Here is a 15135-nt window from a genome sequence, read left to right on the forward strand (position 1 = left end):
CTTGTGGCGTGATCAGCGCGATAGCTCGCGGGGACGATCGTGTCCCTGCCCTGCGCCCGGGTTGCACGGAACACCTCCGTGGCCGGGCGGCGGTCGCTGGTCCTCGCGGGCGGGGCGGGGCCACAGGGGCTCCCGGGACGACGCGGTCACCCCTGGACACGACGGCGCTGAGAGCAGCGTCACATCGGACAGGCGTGCCGACAATGGCCGAATTCCCCCCGCTCATCTCACCTCGCGGCATAGCGTCGGAACGGTCCGGACACCCCGGGCTGTGGCGTCGAGCCGGAGGGAAAGAGACCGTACTTCCTTCTACGTCACGCAACGGCGCGCGACAGGAGCCAGAGGACAATGCAGACCAAGCTGGACGAAGCCAAGGCCGAGCTGCTGGAGAGGGCCGCTCGGGTAGCTGAGAACAGCCCGGTCGGGGGGCACCTACCGACCGGGACCGCGGACGAGGGCTCCCCGGACACCCCGGACAGCGAGTCCGTGCTCGCGTTCCTCCAGCGCTACTACCTGCACACCGCCCCGGAAGACCTCGCCGACCGCGACCCGGTCGACGTCTTCGGCGCCGCGGTCTCGCACTACCGGCTCGCCGAGAACCGCCCCCAGGGCACGGCGAACGTGCGGGTCCACACCCCGACCGTCGAGGAGAACGGGTGGACCTGCAGCCACACCGTCGTGGAGGTCGTCACCGACGACATGCCCTTCCTCGTCGACTCCGTCACCAACGAGCTGACCCGGCAGGGGCGCGGCATCCACGTCGTCGTCCACCCGCAGTTCGTCGTCCGACGCGATCTGACCGGCAAGCTGCTCGACGTCCTGCCGACCCCGCCCGGCGGTGACCTCCCGCACGACGCGCACTTCGAGTCGTGGATCCACGTCGAGATCGACCGCGAGACCGACCGCGCCGACCTGAAGCAGATCACCGCCGACCTGCTGCGCGTCCTGTCCGACGTCCGTGAGGCCGTCGAGGACTGGGAGAAGATGCGCGGCACGGCCACCCGGATCGCCGACGAGCTGCCGAGCGACCCCGCCCCCGGCGACCTGTCCGAGGCCGACGTCGAGGAGGCGCGCGAGCTGCTGCGCTGGCTCTCCGACGACCACTTCACCTTCCTCGGCTACCGCGAGTACCAGCTGCGCGACGACGACACGCTCGCCGCCGTGCCCGGCACCGGCCTCGGCATCCTGCGCTCCGACCCGCAGCACGCCGAGGACGACCAGCACCCGGTCAGCCCCTCCTTCGAACGGCTGCCCGCCGACGCCCGCGCCAAGGCCCGCGAGCACAAGCTGCTCGTGCTGACCAAGGCGAACAGCCGCGCCACCGTGCACCGGCCGTCGTACCTGGACTACGTCGGCGTCAAGCAGTTCGACGCGGACGGCAACGTCGTCGGGGAGCGCCGCTTCCTCGGTCTGTTCTCCTCCGCCGCGTACACCGAGTCGGTGCGCCGGGTCCCCGTCATCCGCCGCAAGGTGGACGAGGTGCTGGACCTCGCCGGGTTCTCGCCCAACAGCCACGACGGCCGTGACCTGCTGCAGATCCTGGAGACCTACCCGCGCGACGAGCTGTTCCAGACCCCCGTCGCCGAACTGCAGTCCATCGTCACGAGCGTGCTCTACCTCCAGGAGCGGCGCCGGCTGCGGCTGTACCTGCGCCAGGACGAGTACGGGCGCTACTACTCGGCCCTCGTCTACCTCCCGCGCGACCGCTACACCACCGGCGTCCGGCTGCGGATCATCGAGATCCTGAAGGAGGAGCTGGGCGGCGTCAGCGTCGACTTCACCGCCTGGAACACCGAGTCGATCCTGTCCCGGCTGCACTTCGTCGTCCGCGTCCCGCCGGGCACGGTGCTGCCCGAGCTGTCGGAGACCGACAAGGAGCGCATCGAGGCCCGCCTGGTCGAGGCCGCCCGCTCCTGGGCCGACGCGTTCGCCGAGGCGCTGACCGCCGAGTGCGGCGAGGAGCGCGCGGCCGAGGTGCTGCGCCGCTACAACCACGCCTTCCCCGAGGGCTACAAGGCCGACCACACGCCGCGTGCCGCGGTCGCCGACCTGGTCCACCTGGAGCAGCTCGGCGAGGACCGGACCTTCAGCCTCAGCCTGTACGAGCCGGTGGGCGCGGGTCCCGAGGAGCGCCGCTTCAAGATCTACCAGAAGGGCGGCTCGGTCTCCCTCTCGCACGTGCTGCCGGTGCTCAGCCGCCTCGGCGTCGAGGTCACCGACGAGCGGCCGTACGAGCTGCGGTGCGCGGACCGCACGACCGCCTGGATCTACGACTTCGGTCTGCGCGTGCCCCCGTCGGCGAGCGGCGGCGAGAACCTCGGTGACGACGCCCGCGAGCGCTTCCAGGAGGCCTTCGCCGCGACCTGGACCGGCAAGGCCGAGAACGACGGCTTCAACGCACTCGTGCTGAGCGCCGGGCTGTCCTGGCGGCAGGCGATGGTGCTGCGCGCCTACGCCAAGTACCTGCGGCAGGCCGGTTCGACCTTCTCGCAGGACTACATGGAGGACACCCTCCGCAACAACGTCCACACCACGCGGCTGCTGATCTCGCTGTTCGAGGCGCGGATGTCCCCGGACCGGCAGAAGGCCGGGATGGAGATCGTGGACGCGCTGCTGGAGGAGCTGGACGCGGCCCTGGACCAGGTGGCCAGCCTGGACGAGGACCGGATCCTGCGCTCCTTCCTCACCGTCATCAAGGCGACCCTGCGCACGAACTTCTTCCAGGAGACGGCCGCCGGCACGCCGCACGACTACGTCTCCATGAAGTTCGACCCGCAGGCCATCCCGGACCTTCCGGCACCGCGCCCGGCGTTCGAGATCTGGGTGTACTCGCCGCGCGTCGAGGGCGTCCACCTGCGCTTCGGCAAGGTCGCGCGCGGCGGCCTGCGCTGGTCCGACCGGCGCGAGGACTTCCGCACGGAGATCCTCGGACTGGTCAAGGCGCAGATGGTGAAGAACACCGTCATCGTGCCGGTCGGCGCCAAGGGCGGCTTCGTCGCCAAGCAGCTGCCGGACCCGGCGAAGGACCGCGACGCCTGGCTCGCCGAGGGCATCGCCAGCTACAAGACGTTCATCTCGGCCCTGCTCGACATCACCGACAACATGGTCGCCGGAGAGGTCGTCCCGCCGCAGGACGTGGTCCGGCACGACGGCGACGACACCTACCTGGTGGTCGCCGCCGACAAGGGCACCGCGACCTTCTCGGACATCGCCAACGGCGTCGCCGAGAGCTACGACTTCTGGCTGGGCGACGCCTTCGCCTCCGGCGGCTCGGCCGGGTACGACCACAAGGGCATGGGCATCACCGCGCGCGGCGCCTGGGAGTCCGTCAAGCGGCACTTCCGCGAGCTGGGCGTGGACACGCAGAGCGAGGACTTCACGGTCGTCGGCATCGGCGACATGTCCGGCGACGTGTTCGGCAACGGCATGCTGCTCTCCGAGCACATCCGCCTGGTCGCCGCCTTCGACCACCGGCACATCTTCATCGACCCCACCCCGGACGCGGCCACCTCGTACGCCGAGCGGCGCCGGCTGTTCGAGCTGCCCCGCTCCTCCTGGGCGGACTACAACACCGAGCTGTTGTCGACGGGCGGCGGGATCTTCCCGCGCAGTGCCAAGTCGATCCCGCTCAACGCCCACATCCGCGAGGCCCTCGGCATCGAGGGCAAGGTCACCAAGATGACCCCGGCCGACCTGATGCGGACGATCCTCGAGGCGCCGGTCGACCTGCTGTGGAACGGCGGCATCGGCACGTACGTGAAGTCGTCCGCGGAGTCCAACGCCGACGTCGGCGACAAGGCCAACGACGCCATCCGCGTCGACGGCCGGGACCTGCGCGTCAAGGTCGTCGGCGAAGGCGGCAACCTCGGTCTGACCCAGCTCGGCCGCATCGAGTTCGCCCTGCACGGCGGCAAGATCAACACGGACGCGATCGACAACAGCGCCGGTGTGGACACCTCCGACCACGAGGTGAACATCAAGATCCTGCTGAACGGCCTGGTCGCCGAGGGCGACATGACCGTCAAGCAGCGCAACAAGATCCTCGCCGAGATGACCGACGAGGTCGGCGCGCTGGTGCTGCGCAACAACTACGCGCAGAACACCGCCCTGGCCAACGCCCTCTCGCAGGCGGGCGCCATGCTCCACGCCCAGCAGCGGTTCCTGCGCCACCTGGTGCGCGAGGGCCACCTGGACCGGGCGCTGGAGTTCCTGCCGACCGACCGCCAGATCCGCGAGCGCCTCGGCCAGGGCCAGGGCCTGACCAGCCCGGAGACGGCCGTCGTCCTCGCGTACACGAAGATCACGGTCGCCGAGGAGCTGCTGCGGACCTCGCTGCCGGACGACCCGTACCTGCGCGGCCTGCTGCACGCCTACTTCCCCTCGGCGCTGCGCGAGCAGTTCGCCGAGGCGATCGACAACCACCCGCTGCGCCGCGAGATCACCACGACGGTGCTGGTCAACGACACGGTCAACACGGGCGGTACGACGTACCTGCACCGTCTGCGCGAGGAGACCGGCGCCTCCCTGGAGGAGATCGTCCGGGCGCAGACCGCGGCCCGCGCGATCTTCTGCTCGGCGCCGGTGTGGGACGCGGTGGAGGCCCTGGACAACAGGGTCGACGCGGCCGTCCAGACCCGGATCCGGCTGCACTCGCGCCGCCTGGTCGAGCGCGGCACGCGCTGGCTGCTCAACAACCGGCCGCAGCCGCTCCAGCTCGCCGAGACGGTCGAGTTCTTCGCCGAGCGCGTCGAGCGGGTCTGGCAGGAGCTGCCGAAGCTGCTGCGCGGCGCGGACCTGGAGTGGTACCAGCACGTGTACGACGAGCTGTCCGCGGCCGGCGTCCCGGACGAGCTGGCCACGCGCGTGGCCGGGTTCTCCTCCGCCTTCCCGGCGCTGGACATCGTCTCGGTGGCCGACCGCATGGGCAAGGAGCCGCTCGACGTCGCCGAGGTCTACTACGACCTCGCCGACCGGCTGGGCATCAGCCAGCTGATGGACCGCATCATCGAGCTGCCCCGCAACGACCGCTGGCAGTCCATGGCCCGCGCCTCCATCCGCGAGGACCTGTACGCGGCGCACGCGGCGCTGTGCGCGGACGTCCTCGCGGTCGGCAACGGCACGTCGACGCCCGAGCAGCGCTTCAAGGCGTGGGAGCAGAAGAACGCGCCCATCCTGAGCCGGGCGCGCACCACCCTGGAGGAGATCCGCGGTTCGGAGACCTTCGACCTCGCCAACCTGTCGGTGGCGATGCGCACGATGCGGACGCTGCTGCGCACGCACTCGTGAGCTCCGCACGGCAGTGACAGACGCCCCGGGCCCCAGCGCCCGGGGCGTCCCGCTTCTTGCCGACCCTTAAGAAATCTCGGCTAGGGTCGGCAGAATGCAAGCCGCACCGTCTGACACCGAGCCCGTGAGCCGCACGGTGCCACCGCAGAACACCACCGCGCGGGTCGGCCGGGTACTGCCGCAGGCCCTCGCCGCGCTCGTCGTGGTGCTGCTGCTCCTCGTGATCGTCCGCCTCCCCTGGGCGGGCGACCTCGGCATGCACGCGGCCACCGTCCAGCGTCTGAGCCACGATCTGCTGCACCCCGGCAATCCGCTGGTCGACGCGGACACGCCGAGCCCGTACTACTCGCCGTGGATGCTGGTCCTGGGCGTGTTCGCCAAACTGACCGGCCTCTCGGTGTTCGTCGTCCTGCGTGTCGCCGCGGTCGTCGGCCTCGCTCTGCTGGTCACGGGCGTGTGGTCGTACGTCCGCACGCTCAGCGCCCACCGCGCGGCCCCCGCCCTCGCCCTGCTGAGCCTGGTCCTGCTGTGGGGCCCGGTGCTGTTCAACTGGTCCGGCTTCGTGGGCCTGAACTCGCTGGCGCTGACGGTGTCGTACCCGAGCGTGTTCGCGCTCGGCCTCACCTTCCACTTCTGGGCGTGGCTCACGCGCACGCTGCGTGAGCCGGAGCCGGCCGCGTGGGCGAAGTGGCTCGCCCTGGGCGTGCTCTGGGCGGCGGTCCTGCTCTGCCACCAGTTCACCGGTGTCGTGGCGTCCCTCGGGGCGCTGGCGATGGTGGTCGCGGCGCGGCCGTCCCGTCCGGCGCTGCTGCGGCTGGCCGCCGCGTCGGCGCTGGGCATGCTGGTGCTGGGCCTGTGGCCGTACTACGACTTCTTCTCGCTCTTCTCGGCGGGCGCGGATCTGGAGGCCGTCCACAAGCCGCTCTACCAGCACCTGGCCGGGCACTTCGGTTTCGTCCTGCTGGGCGTGGCGGCCCTGGTCCTGCGCTTTCGGCGGGACCGCTGGGATCCGCTGGTCCTGTTCTTCGTCCTGGGCGCGCTGATGTTCGCCGCGGGCGGTCTGAGCGGCCACTACTCCTGGGGCCGAGCGCTGCCCGCCGCCCTGATCCCGGCGCAGCTCGCGGCCGCGCTCGAAGCCGTGGCGGCGGGACGGCGGGCGTGGAGGACCGGCGCGGCGTGCGTGCTCGGCGCCGTCCTGGCCGCGGGCGCCTGGACGCAGGCCGGCACGCTCGGATACGTGGTCCCGAAGAGCGCGCTGCCGTCGGCCGTCGCCGACAAGTACCACGAGCCGTGGGTGGGCTACCACTGGCTCACACCGTGGGTGAAGTACGGCGACGTGGTGATGGCCCAGACGTTCCCGGCCCGCCAGATCCCCGCGTACGGCCCGTACACCGTGACTCCCGGCTACCCCGACTTCTTCCTTCCGGACGAGGCGAAGCGGGACGCCGCGGTGGCACGGTACTTCGCCACCGACACGTCTCCCGCCGTGCGGCGGTCGATCCTGCGGACCTACAAGGTGCGGTGGGTCGTGGGCCCCAAGAGGCTGGCCGGGCCGGGCCTGAAGAAGGTCACCACGGGTCCCGGGCACCAGGTCCTGTACCGAGTCCTGTGACAGCCCGAAGGGGCGCGGGGAAGCTCCCCGCGCCCCTTCCACAACGGCGCCGACGGCTACCTCAGCACACTCGACAGCAGCTTCGCGGCCTTGCGCACCTTCGGCCGCGCGACCTTCCGCACCACCGGACGGATCACCTTGGCCGTCACGCCCACCGGGCGCCAGCGCACCTGCAGGCGGCCGGGGTTGCGGCCCTCCGGCTCTATCGTGACCTGGTGCGGGGTGGCGCCGGAGCGGTAGTCGACGCGGGCCGTCATCGTCGGGAAGTCCAGGGGGGCCAGCAGGACGCCCGAGTGGGCCAGGCCTTGCTGCTGGAGGCGGACCTGGGGGTGGCGGATGCCCTCGAAGCCCTGGAGGGGGACGGGGGCCGCCGCGAGGTCCAGGCGGACCGTGCCCTCGAAGAGGCCGGGGCTGACCGGGTCCAGCCGGAACGGGACCGTCATCCGGCGGTTGCCGGGCGACAGCAGCAGGCCGGCGCGCTGCGGCCCCACCGGGAGGCGCAGGCCCGGGTCGTACGTGCGGATCGAGAGCGTGAGCGTCGCCCCGCGGCCCCGCTCCAGGGCCGTGATCTCGTGGCGGAACTGCGCGCTCGGGAACGGCCGCGTGTCCAACTCCAGGTCGGACAGGTCCAGTTCGCGGCGGGCACGGTCCGAGGAGGGGACCTCCTCGCCCCAGTACGGGACACCGGAGGCGTCGGCCGTCACCTGGCGGGGAGCCACCCCGTTGCCCAGACCGCGCGCGGCGAGCTGGGCGTCGGCCAGGCGGCCGTCCCGCAGCAGCTCAAGCACCACCCGCTCGGCGCGCGGCAGCCGGGTGTAGGCGCCGTCGGCCAGCGTCTCCAGGTACGGGTTCATGATCTCGGCGAAGGAGCGCATCCACTCCTCGTCGCGGTAGGGCAGGTCACCCGCGTACATCCGGAAGTCGTGCTTGAGGAACTTGAAGTCCTTGTCCTCGCGCAGCCCCGCGTGTCCGCTCTCGATCAGGAAGTCGTCGATCATGCGCTGGACGTTGACCCGGTCCTGCACGTTCTGGACCTTGTGGCGCTGGTTGGAGATGGACGCCGAGGCGGCCGCCGCGTACGGGTCGATGTACCAGACGTACACCGGGTCCGGGATGATCGTGAACGCCTTCGCCAGGCAGTAGGCCTGGGCCGAGAACAGCTGGTCCTCGTAGTGGATGCCCTCGGGGAAGCGCAGGTTGTGCCGGTCGAGGAAGGAGCGGGCGTACATCTTGCTGGTCGACAGGTGCTCGAACAGCAGGCGCGGATCCTTCTCGATGCCCTCGACCGTGCGCTTCTCGCTCACGACGTGCGGCATCCACGTCGAGCGCCTGCCGTTGTCGACCCGCACCCGGCGCACCGCGCCCATGGTGAAGTCGACCTCGCGCTCGCGGTGCGCGGCGAGCAGCAACTCCACGGCGTTGGCGGGGAGTTCGTCGTCGCTGTCGAGGAACATCAGGTACGGCGCCCGGGCGATCTCGATGGCCCGGTTGCGCGGGGCGCTGCAGCCGCCGCTGTTCTCCGGCAGACGGAGATAGCGCACGCGCGCGTCCTGCGCCTCCAGCCGGCGCGCCACGGCGGGCGTGTCGTCGGTGGAGTGGTCGTCGCTGATGATGATCTCGATGTTCGCGTGCGTCTGCGCGCGCAGCGACTCCACCGCCCGGGGCAGGCGCTCCGCGTCGTTGAAGACGATGACGGTGACCGTGACGTCGGGGATCGAGGTCGGGGTCGTCATGCCGAGGCCTCCTCGGGGGTCGGGGCGGGGGTGCGTTCCTCCAGCGGGAGCACCGGGGGCAGGGACTCCTCCGGCTCGCCCAGGAACACCCGGCGTACGACCCGCTCGGCCGCGCGGCCGTCGTCGTACTCGCAGAACCGGCGGCGGAACGCCGCCCGTGCCTTCGCCGCGTTCTCGTCGCGCCAGGCGCCGGAGACGAAGATCTCCGTCAGCTCCTCCTGGGTGCGCGCGACCTGGCCGGGGTGGTCTTCCATCAGGTCGAAGTAGACGCCACGGGTGGTCCGGTACGTCTCCCAGTCGTCGGCGTAGACGACGATCGGGCGGTCCAGGTTGGCGTAGTCGAACATGATCGACGAGTAGTCCGTGACCAGCGCGTCGGCGGCCAGGCACAGCTCCTCGACGGGGTCGTAGGAGGAGACGTCGATGATCCGCCCGGAGCGGCGCAGACCGGTGAGCGGGGAGGCGGCGCCGCCGTAGAAGTAGTGGGCGCGCACCAGCAGGACCGTGTCCTCGCCGAGCCGGTCGGCGAATTCGGCGAGGTCCAGGCGCGGGGTGAAGCCGGCCTCGTAGTCGCGGTGCGTCGGGGCGTAGAGCACGGCCTTCTTGCCGGGGGCGATGCCGAGGCGGCGGCGGGCGGCGCGCACGTCCTCGGCGGTGGCCGTGTAGAAGACGTCGTTGCGCGGGTAGCCGTAGTCCAGCGAGGTGTAGCGGGCCGGGTAGGCCCGCTCCCACATGCGGGTGGAGTGGCTGTTGGCGCTGACGCTGTAGTCCCACTTGTCGATGCGGGCCAGCAGGGCGTCGAAGTCCAGGCCCTTGGCGGCGGCCGGGTGCTCCAGCTGGTCCAGGCCCATGCGCTTGAGCGGGGTGCCGTGGTGGGTCTGGAGGTGGACGGCGTCGGGGCGCTTGACCACCGCGTTGGGGTAGTTGACGTTGTTCACCAGGTACTTGGCGGTAGCCAGGGTCTCCCAGTAGCGCCGGGTGCCGGGGATGACGTAGTCGGTGCCGGGCGGCAGCAGGGCCTCGTTGCTCTTCGACACCACCCACACCGGGTGGATGTGCGGGGCCAGTTCGGCCATCTTGGCGGCGATCGCGGCCGGGTTGCAGGCCACACCGCGCTCCCAGTAGGCGGCGAACACGGCCAGGTGCGGGTTGACCGGACGGCTCAGGGCGCGGTTGTACTGCTGGTCGCGCAGCTTGGCGCCCAGCTCCTTCTTCCGGTCCTTCACGGCCTTCTTGGCGGCGCGGCGGGTGCGGTTGGCGGCCTGGAACGCGCGGTACTTGGTGTACGCGCCCTCCTCCAGCAGCGCGTGCCGTACGCCCTCGACGCCCGCCGGGCGCTCGTGGTGCTCGGGGCGCCAGCGGACGGCGGCGAGGGAGGCGCGGCGGAAGAACTCGCGGGCGACCGCGTCGGGCAGGTTCTCACCGGCGAAGGTGCGCACCAGGTCGCGCATCATCAGGTCGTAGAGCACCGCGCGGGTGGCGCGGCGGTCCTTGGTGAGGGGGAGCAGCGACTCGTAGCGGTCGATGAGCGCGAAGCGGTCCGCGGGGTCGAGCGGCGGCAGGCTCTCGGGGCGCAGCTCGCGGTCCTCGTACGCCGCCTGGTTCAGGCAGGCGACGCGGCCGGCGTGCAGCAGGCTCGCGTGGGCGGCGCGCGGCTCGTCGTCGGTGGTGAGCTGCTCCTCGTGCGCCCGCCAGAAGTCGGCGCGCAGCGCGCGGTTGCCGAGGATCGGGGTGAGGCGCAGCAGGTCCGCGGACTCGTTCAGGGGCAGGCCCTCGCGGCCGACGGCGGCGAGGAGCCGGCCGTCGCGCGAGGCGCGGGCGGCGGTCTGCCAGGTGGTGACGACGTGGTCGAAGAGGAGTACGTCGACCGGGGCGCCGGGGTCGGCGTCCAGCTCGGCGGTGCGCTCGGCGATCTGCCGCGGGGCGCCGGCCGGCAGGCCGTCCTTGGCGTGCACGAAGTGCAGCCAGCGGCCGGAGGCGCGGGCGGCGCCGGCCGCGCGGGCCGCCGCGTCGCCGGTGCCCTGCGGCAGGGGGACGACGATCGTCTCGGGGGCGTGGCCCTCGGCCGTCTCCCGCGCCCAGTCGCCGACGGCGGCGACGATGATCTCGGCGTCGAGGAGCGGGTGGGCTTCCACGGAGTCCAGCAGCTCTGTCAGATGCCCCTGTGCGTTCGGTCCGTAGACGATGACGCTGAGTTGGGGCATCGCGATGGACTCCTTAGGTCGTTGGGTTGGCCACCCTTCATAACATACTGTCACTAAGCGTATGAAAAGGATAACCGGGGGTGGAGTAAGAGGACGGCCGGATGAGGGGCCCAGAGTGGAAGACGAGCTTCCGTGGCCTGGGGTTTCTTCCGGCGTAACTTTTCAGCCGCCTTCTTACAATCTTTCTTGCGGTGTGCTTACCTGGGCGGTCAGGCCGCCTTCTTCTTGTCGCCCTTGTCGCCGGTGAAGGCCTCGTACTCCTTCATGACGTCCTCGGTCGGCCCGTCCATGCGCAGCTCGCCGCGTTCCAGCCAGATGGTGCGCTCGCAGGTGTCGCGGATCGACTTGTTGTTGTGGCTGACCAGGAAGACCGTGCCCGCCGTGGCGCGCAGCTCGCGGATCCGGTCCTCCGAGCGCATCTGGAACCTGCGGTCGCCGGTGGCGAGGGCCTCGTCGATCAGCAGGACGTCGTGGTCCTTGGCGGCGGCGATGGAGAACCGCAGCCGGGCGGCCATACCGGAGGAGTAGGTGCGCATCGGCAGGGTGATGAAGTCGCCCTTCTCGTTGATGCCGGAGAAGTCGACGATGTCCTGATATCGCTCCTTGACCTCCTCGCGGGACATGCCCATGGCGAGGCCGCCGAGGTAGACGTTGCGCTCGCCCGTCAGGTCGTTCATCAGCGCCGCGTTGACGCCGAGCAGGGAGGGCTGGCCGTTGGTGTAGATGTGGCCGTTCTCCACCGGCAGCAGGCCGGCGACGGCCTTGAGCAGGGTGGACTTGCCGGAGCCGTTGGTGCCGATGAGGCCGATCGCCTCGCCCTTGTACGCGACGAACGACACGTTCTTCACCGCGTGCACCCGGCGCACGCCCGCGGCCTTCTCGGCCTGCTTGCGCCGCAGGATGCGGTTGAGGGCGGCGGTGGCGGAGCCGCGTCCGCCTCCGGTGCCGTTGACCCGGTAGACGATGTCGACGCCGTCGCAGACGACGGTGGGGATCTTCTCGGCCTTCGCGAGGCGCTCGCGCCGCTCGCGCATCAGACGCTCGTCGGGGGTCTCCTCGATCCCGTCGGCGCTGGCGGTCTCGGGGTTCTGGGGAGTCTGCTCAGCCACGGCCGTACTTCTCCTCTGCCTTCCAGAAGTAGATGAAGCCGCCGACGCCGACGACCAGGGCCCAGGCGATCGCCGTCGGCCACACGTGCGGCGGCAGCTCCTTGGCCTTGAAGCTCGCGATGAGGGCGTAGCGCATGAGGTCGATGTAGACCGCGGCCGGGTTCGTCTCCAGCAGGACCGTGACGATGTGCGGCAGGTGGTCCTTCTTGGTGAGGGTGTGGATGCTCCACATCACGCCGGACACGTACATCCAGGTGCGCAGCACGAACGGCATCAGCTGGGCGATGTCCGGGGTCTTGGCGCCCAACCGCGCCATGATCAGCGACATCCCCGCGTTGAAGACGAACTGCAGGACCAGCGCGGGGATCACCAGCAGCCAGGACGCGGTGACCGGCAGGCCGAAGCAGAGCAGGATGACGACCAGCGCGGCCATCGAGAACAGCAGCTGCTGGAGCTGCTGGATGCAGAAGGAGATCGGCAGGGCGGCGCGCGGGAAGTGCAGGGCGCGCACCAGGCCGAGGTTGCCCGAGATCGCCCGGGTGCCGACCTGGATCGAACTCTGCGTGAACGTCCACACGAACACGCCGGTGACCAGGAACGGCACGTAGTCCGGGACGCCCTTCTTGGTGCCGAGCAGCACGCCGAAGATGAAGTAGTAGACCGCCGCGTTCAGCAGCGGGGTCATGACCTGCCAGATCTGGCCGAGCTTCGCCTCGCTGTACTGGGCGGTGAGCTTGGCGGTGGCGAAGGCGGTGATGAAGTGGCGCCGGTCCCACAGCTGGCGGACGTACGCGGGCAGGGAGGGTCGCGCCCCGCTGACCGTCAGGCCGTGCCGGGCCGCCAGTGCCGCGAGGTCTTCTTCCGGGACCTGGGTGGGGGGCGGTGTGTCGAGGACCTGGCTCACATCCGCTGCTTTCGCTCGGGGGAGGGGGGATGCCGCGGCCGGCTGCCGCAGGGACGCGTCGGTGGGTCCCGCCTTGTCCGACGTTTCCTTACGCTTCTCTTCACGTTCTCTTACGTCGAGACGGGACCGTATCGTCGCAACGTGAGACTAGAACCAATCGACGTCGGAACGCAACCGTTTCGTCGTCACGGACCTATGCTGTGAGCATGACGACGAACGCCGACGAGACGCGGAACCGTCCGCCGCGCCGGGCTCCCGCCGGGGCAGCCGTGCTCCGGGAGGACGTGACCGAGGCCATCCGGGCCGCGGTCTTCGAGGAACTCGCGGCGGTGGGCTACGCCCGCATGTCCATCGAGGGCATCGCGCGCCGGGCGGGCGTCGGCAAGACCGCGGTGTACCGGCGGTGGCGCTCCAAGCTGCACCTGGTGCTGGACGTGGTCTCGGCGATGGCGGTACTGGGCCTGCCGGTCCCGGACACGGGCTCCCTGGAGCAGGATCTCCGTCTCCTGTACGAAGTCACCTCGCGCGCCCTGCGCCACCCGGTGGCCTCGCAGATCATCCCCGACCTCCAGGCCGAGGCGGCCCGCACTCCCGACATCGCCGAGGCCTTCCAGAAGGCCCTGCGCGACGGCCAGGAGGGTGTGGCCAGCAAGATCGTGGCGGCGGCGGAGGCGCGGGGAGAGGTACGGCCGGGTCTCGACCCCGACCTCGCCCTGGACCTGATCTCGGGCCCGCTGTACTGGCGCGCGGTCGTCATCCGCTCCCCGAAGCCGCCCAAGGGCTACCTGGAGCAGCTCGCCCGGGCCACGGCGGGAGCGCTGAAGGCGTTGTGACGCCGTCGGGCTGAGCGGCGGACGGGCGCGGGTGCGCGTTGGCCGGGGGCGGCTGCGGCGTCCGGGGGCGCGGGGAACGGCGGGGCCCGTGCCGTCGGGGCGGGTCTCCGGCAGCCGGGGACGACGCGCTGTACCTCTGCGGCGGGCGGCGGTGGTTGTCGTGAGCCGTACGCGGGGGACACGCGCGCCCGCGCAGGGGGTGTCCGCGGGGCGATCCCGAGCCCGCGCCTCCACGGCGGCGGTGAAGTCCGTGGCCCCGGGAGCTCCGACGGTGGTGGCCGGTCGGGAGCCTGGGCTGTGCCGGGGCGGCCGTGTCTGTGCGGCGGTGGTCGTGAGGCTCGTACCCCCGGGATCTCCCTTGCGGGAACGTGTGCTCCCGGGGGCTGTCCACCACGGCTGTGGCCGGGGGCGGCGCTGAGCCGGCGCCGCCCCGGGGCGTCCGGCCACCCGTGGCCGGTTTTCTGCGGTGGGTCTACGACCTCGCCGCTTCGGGGTGGTGGTGGACCCAGCCCTCCCACGCCGAGGTGATCATGTCGTGGACGTCGTACTTGGCCTGCCAGCCCAGTTCGGTGGCGATGCGCTCCGCCGAGGCGACGACCCGGGCCGGGTCGCCGGGGCGGCGCGGGGTGACCGTCGGGGCGCGGTCGTAGCCGGTGACCGCGTTGATGCGGTCGATCATCTCGCGGACGGACACGCCCTCGCCGCGGCCGATGTTCAGCGTCAGGTCGGTGCCGGGCGCCGAGCGCAGGGCGCGGGCCACGGTGACGTGCGCCTCGGCCAGGTCGACCACGTGGATGTAGTCACGCACGCAGGTGCCGTCCGGCGTCGGGTAGTCGTCGCCGAAGATGCGCGGCGGCGCGCCCTCGGTGAGCTTCTCGAAGACCATCGGGATCAGGTTGAACACGCCGGTGTCGGCGAGTTCCGGGGCCGCCGCGCCCGCCACGTTGAAGTAGCGCAGAGAGGCCGTGGACAGGCCCGTGGCCCGGCCCGTCGCGCGGACCAGCCACTCGCCGGCCAGCTTGGTCTCGCCGTAGGGGGAGAGGGGGACGCACGGCGTCTCCTCCGTCACCAGGTCGACGTCCGGCATGCCGTAGACCGCCGCCGAGGAGGAGAACAGGAAGGACGGGACCTCCGCCGCCGTCACCGCCTCCAGCAGGACCCGCAGGCCCTCCACGTTCTCCCGGTAGTAGTGCAGCGGCAGCTCCACCGACTCGCCGACCTGCTTCTTCGCCGCCAGGTGCACGACCCCGCTGATCTCGTGCTCTGCGATGGTGCGGGCCAGCAGGTCCGCGTCCAGCGTGGAGCCGCGCACCAGGGGGACCTCCGCCGGCACGCGCTCGGCGATGCCCGTCGACAGGTCGTCGTACACGACCGCGCGTTCGCCCGCCTCGGTCATCGCTCGTACGACATGTGCCCCGATGTATCCGGCACCGCCGGTGATCAGCCAGGTCATG

8 protein-coding genes are annotated in these 15135 nt (G+C 71.2%); 3 read left to right on the forward strand and 5 right to left on the reverse strand.

Going from position 1 to position 15135, the window contains the following annotated elements; translation table 11 throughout:
- The first annotated feature begins 348 nt into the window (after positions 1-348).
- Together ACZ60X_RS21790 and ACZ60X_RS21795 are read left to right on the forward strand one after the other, a co-directional pair.
- Entirely contained in the window at positions 349-5286 is a 4938-nt protein-coding gene (locus ACZ60X_RS21790; RefSeq protein WP_469600814.1) for an NAD-glutamate dehydrogenase, read from the forward strand.
- A gap of 94 nt (positions 5287-5380) precedes the next feature.
- Positions 5381-6898, forward strand: a complete 1518-nt coding sequence (locus tag ACZ60X_RS21795) for a hypothetical protein (protein ID WP_469600817.1) — start codon at positions 5381-5383, stop codon at positions 6896-6898.
- 56 nt (positions 6899-6954) lie between these two features.
- Here the strand turns inward: ACZ60X_RS21795 and ACZ60X_RS21800 are convergent, their stop codons facing one another.
- From ACZ60X_RS21800 to ACZ60X_RS21815, 4 genes are all read right to left on the reverse strand, one after another.
- Positions 6955-8631: a glycosyltransferase family 2 protein gene (locus ACZ60X_RS21800; RefSeq protein ID WP_469600819.1), complete on the reverse strand. Its 1677-nt coding sequence runs from the start codon at positions 8629-8631 to the stop codon at positions 6955-6957.
- A complete protein-coding gene (locus ACZ60X_RS21805; protein WP_469600822.1) occupies positions 8628-10835 on the reverse strand; it encodes a CDP-glycerol glycerophosphotransferase family protein in 2208 nt (735 codons plus the stop codon). The genes ACZ60X_RS21800 and ACZ60X_RS21805 overlap by 4 nt, the downstream gene beginning before the upstream one ends.
- A gap of 209 nt (positions 10836-11044) precedes the next feature.
- Entirely contained in the window at positions 11045-11869 is an 825-nt protein-coding gene (locus tag ACZ60X_RS21810) for an ABC transporter ATP-binding protein (protein WP_469601570.1), read from the reverse strand.
- Positions 11870-11936: 67 nt separating this feature from the next.
- Positions 11937-12848, reverse strand: a complete 912-nt coding sequence (locus ACZ60X_RS21815) for an ABC transporter permease (protein ID WP_469600825.1) — start codon at positions 12846-12848, stop codon at positions 11937-11939.
- A 206-nt stretch (positions 12849-13054) separates the two neighbouring features.
- On the opposite strand from ACZ60X_RS21815, the gene ACZ60X_RS21820 reads away from it, so the two are divergent.
- On the forward strand, positions 13055-13681 hold the full coding sequence (locus ACZ60X_RS21820) for a TetR/AcrR family transcriptional regulator (protein ID WP_469600827.1): 627 nt from the start codon (positions 13055-13057) through the stop codon (positions 13679-13681).
- Positions 13682-14153: 472 nt separating this feature from the next.
- On the opposite strand, the gene galE is transcribed toward ACZ60X_RS21820, so the two are convergent.
- Positions 14154-15134, reverse strand: coding sequence for a UDP-glucose 4-epimerase GalE (gene galE, locus ACZ60X_RS21825; protein WP_469600829.1), 981 nt, complete (start codon positions 15132-15134; stop codon positions 14154-14156).
- Position 15135 lies beyond the last annotated feature (1 nt).

It is taken from the genome of Streptomyces sp. NPDC104106 (assembly GCF_055584345.1).

Excerpts from the sequence above, each read along its gene's own strand:
- ACZ60X_RS21790 (WP_469600814.1), top strand. The coding sequence starts at position 349 with ATGCAGACCAAGCTGGACGAAGCCAAGGCCGAGCTGCTGGAGAGGGCC.
- ACZ60X_RS21795 (WP_469600817.1), top strand. The coding sequence starts at position 5,381 with ATGCAAGCCGCACCGTCTGACACCGAGCCCGTGAGCCGCACGGTGCCA.
- ACZ60X_RS21800 (WP_469600819.1), bottom strand. The coding sequence starts at position 8,631 with ATGACGACCCCGACCTCGATCCCCGACGTCACGGTCACCGTCATCGTC.
- ACZ60X_RS21805 (WP_469600822.1), bottom strand. The coding sequence starts at position 10,835 with ATGCCCCAACTCAGCGTCATCGTCTACGGACCGAACGCACAGGGGCAT.
- ACZ60X_RS21810 (WP_469601570.1), bottom strand. The coding sequence starts at position 11,869 with ATGCGCGAGCGGCGCGAGCGCCTCGCGAAGGCCGAGAAGATCCCCACC.
- ACZ60X_RS21820 (WP_469600827.1), top strand. The coding sequence starts at position 13,055 with ATGACGACGAACGCCGACGAGACGCGGAACCGTCCGCCGCGCCGGGCT.
- galE (WP_469600829.1), bottom strand. The coding sequence starts at position 15,134 with ATGACCTGGCTGATCACCGGCGGTGCCGGATACATCGGGGCACATGTC.